This window comes from Planctomycetia bacterium, assembly GCA_016795155.1.
GTDB lineage: Bacteria > Planctomycetota > Planctomycetia > Gemmatales > HRBIN36 > JAEUIE01.
Genome location: JAEUIE010000001.1, coordinates 1 through 3,257, shown reverse-complemented (window position 1 = coordinate 3,257; position 3,257 = coordinate 1). Strand labels below are relative to the sequence as shown.

General features: G+C 51.2%; 2 protein-coding genes. Both read left to right on the top strand.

Features of this window, described 5'->3' with window-relative positions:
- Positions 1–24: 24 nt before the first annotated feature.
- Positions 25–492 carry a hypothetical protein gene (locus JNJ77_00010; protein MBL8820943.1) on the top strand — a complete coding sequence of 156 codons (468 nt, stop codon included), beginning with the start codon at positions 25–27 and terminating at the stop codon, positions 490–492.
- 56 nt (positions 493–548) lie between these two features.
- The coding region (locus JNJ77_00005; GenBank protein ID MBL8820942.1) for a serine/threonine protein kinase at positions 549–3,257 on the top strand (2,709 nt) is incomplete at its 3' end.

Sequence of the window (3,257 nt, the reverse complement as noted above, 5' to 3'; positions counted from 1 at the left end):
ATGCGAGATATGATCGATTGTTACTTGAAACTCAAGAAGTATGAGCAAGCCGAGACCTGGCAGAGAAAATATCTTGCTGCGATCAAGCAGGAGCACGGGCCGAATTCGATACCCTATGGTCAACAGCTTTATGTGTTGACTCTGGTATTGCTCGCACAGAATAGATGGCATGAAGCAGAAACGGTTATCTTGGAGTTAAAGAACCTGACTGAGAAAACGGATACCGATTCCTGGTCATACTTCAACATTCACTCCCTCCTCGGCGCCGCCATGATGGGCCAGAAGAGATATGCCGAGGCTGAACCGCTGTTGATCAAAGGCTACGAAGGCTTGAAGCAGCGGGAGAAAACCATCCCGCCACGAAGCAGCACCCGCCTCCCCGAAGCCCTTGACCGCCTCATCCAGCTCTACACCGAAACCAACAAGCCTGATGAAGTGAAGAAATGGCAGGCGGAGAGGGATAGAATCTCCAAGACTCCTGAGAAAAACTAGGGTAATCTGATGCTCGACCGCCCCGGTTCTCGCTAATAGGGTGGGAGGCATCCACCATGACCGAAGAAACCCTGTTCGAACTGGCATTAGGTACCCCTGAAGCAGAACGCGCTGTCCTTTTGGATCGTGCATGTGAAGGCAAACCCGAACTGCGGGCACGGGTGGAAGCACTTCTGCAGGCCCATGAAAACTCTGGCGGATTTCTCAACCAGGCTTCTCCCCAGGCAACAGCCGATTTACCACCCGCTCGAACCAGTTCGTTTCACTCTGTCGCAGGAGAATCTGCTGGGGCTGTCATTGCTGGCAAATACACTCTGGTTGAATTGATTGGTGAAGGGGGAATGGGAAGTGTCTGGCGTGCCAAACAGTCGGAACCAGTCAAGAGGTTTGTAGCAGTCAAACTCATTAAGGCCGGTATGGACTCCAGACAGGTTCTGGCACGCTTCGAAGCGGAACGACAGGCGTTGGCCCTGATGGATCACCCGAATATTGCCAAGGTTCTTGATGGCGGCCTGCATGACCATCGACCCTTTTTTGTGATGGAGCTGGTCAAAGGAATCCCAATTACTGACTATTGCGATAGCCGAAAACTAACGCCTCGCGAACGGCTGGAACTTTTTGTGCCCGTTTGCCAGGCTATCCAGCACGCTCACCAGAAGGGCATCATTCACCGCGATATCAAACCATCGAATGTGCTGATTGCCCTGTATGATGACAAACCCGTTGTCAAGGTAATTGATTTTGGCGTCGCCAAGGCAACCGGCGGGACGTTGACGGAAAAGACCATTGATACCGGCTTCGGCGGCGTGGTAGGCACACCACAGTATATGTCGCCTGAACAGGCAACGTTCAACAACGCTGATATCGACACCCGCTCCGATGTCTATGCACTGGGAGTTTTGCTCTACGAGTTACTTACCGGGTCGCCGCCGTTTTCAAAGAAGGAGCTAGAGCAAAAAGGGCTTCTGGAAATGCTGCGTGTAGTGCGGGAAGAAGAGCCACCTCGTCCCAGCACCAAGCTGTCCACGGCTGACACTCTGGCAAGCCTGAGCGCCAATCGCAGCACCGAGCCGAGAAATCTGACTGGACTTTTACGACAGGAACTCGACTGGATTGTGATGAAGGCACTGGAAAAGGACCGCACACGCCGTTACGAAACGGCCAACGGCTTTGCTGCTGATGTGTTGCGATATCTCTCAGGTGAGCCGGTACTGGCAGTTCCACCCAGTACGGCGTACCGTTTGAAGAAGTTTGTCCGGCGGAACAAGGGTAGCGTGATAGCAGCGGGGCTAGTATTCTTCACCCTTCTTGCAGGGATAGCCGGTACGTCGTGGGGCATGATGGAGGCTAACCGTGCTCGTATTGCAGAAAGCGAGCGGGCCGAGGGGGAGCGGCTGGCGAAGTTGGATGCCGACGCGAAGCGGCAGGAAGCCGAAAAGAATCTGGGATATGCCAAGCAGGGAATAGAGATTCTGGGAGCAGTCTTCAGCGGGCTGGATACCGAGAAGAAGTATTCCGATTTAGGCGAGTTCCGACAGGCCTTGGCAAAGAATCTGAAACATGCTGTCAGTCAATTAAATAACGCACAGTTGGGCGACCCGATGGTGGTGGCCAGCCTGCAAAAGAAACTGGGCTCGTCACTTCTTAGTTTGGGAGAGGCTTCTCATGCCTTGGAAGTCTACTCGAAAACTCTTGAAATCTACGAAAAGCACAAGGGGTTGGATCATCCGGATACATTGATGTGCATGAATGAAATGGCAATATGTAATCTGCGTCTGGGCAATGTCAAGAATGCCATTCCGATGCTCAAGCAGGTGTATGAACAATTGATAAGCAAACTTGGAGAAGGTGATCACAGGTCGCTGGTGGTAATGAATAATCTCGCTGGGGCTTATTGCGATGATGGTAAGTTCGAACAGGCATTGCCACTCTTCGAAAAATCGTTCAATCTCCGCCGAGAGAGATTTGGAGACAATGATGACTACACACTGACCAGCATGGAGAGCCTCGCACGAGTTTATTTTAATCTTGGAAGAGCCGATCGGGCTGTTCCGTTGTTTGAACAAACGGTAAAGCAGATGAAAGTAAAGTTGGGAACCAGGCATCCCCATACCCTGATGGCCATGAATAATCTTGCGTTGGCCTACCATGCCATGGGAGATTACAAGCAGGGAGTGCCGCTTCTGGAGGAAACTCTCCAGACATCCACAGCAGTCCTCGGTGAAAAACATCCAACCAGTATTGCAACCCTTGGCAATCTGGCGAACGGGTACCGTTTATCAGGCCAGCTTGACCGGGCATTACCTCTTTTCGAGAAAACACTGAAGTTGGCTACTGAAAAGTATGGCGAAAACCACCCAGATACGCTCATCTATATGAATAACCTGGCCACGGGTTATTTTGCTGCTAAGAAACTGGATGAGGCCCGGGATCTGTTCATCAAAGTCTGCCAGTGGAATAAACTACATCGAGGTCCCGACCATCCAGAAACGCTGACTAGTATTTTCAACTTGGCTGAGACTTACCGGAAGGCTGGCAATCCTCAGCTCGCCTTTCCACTGTATGAAGAAATGGCAGTTGGCCTGGAAAAGAGACAGTTCAAGCATTTTCGTTCGATGACAATCATGCGAGATATGATCGATTGTTACTTGAAACTCAAGAAGTATGAGCAAGCCGAGACCTGGCAGAGAAAATATCTTGCTGCGATCAAGCAGGAGCACGGGCCGAATTCGATACCCTATGGTCAACAGCTTTATGTGTTGACT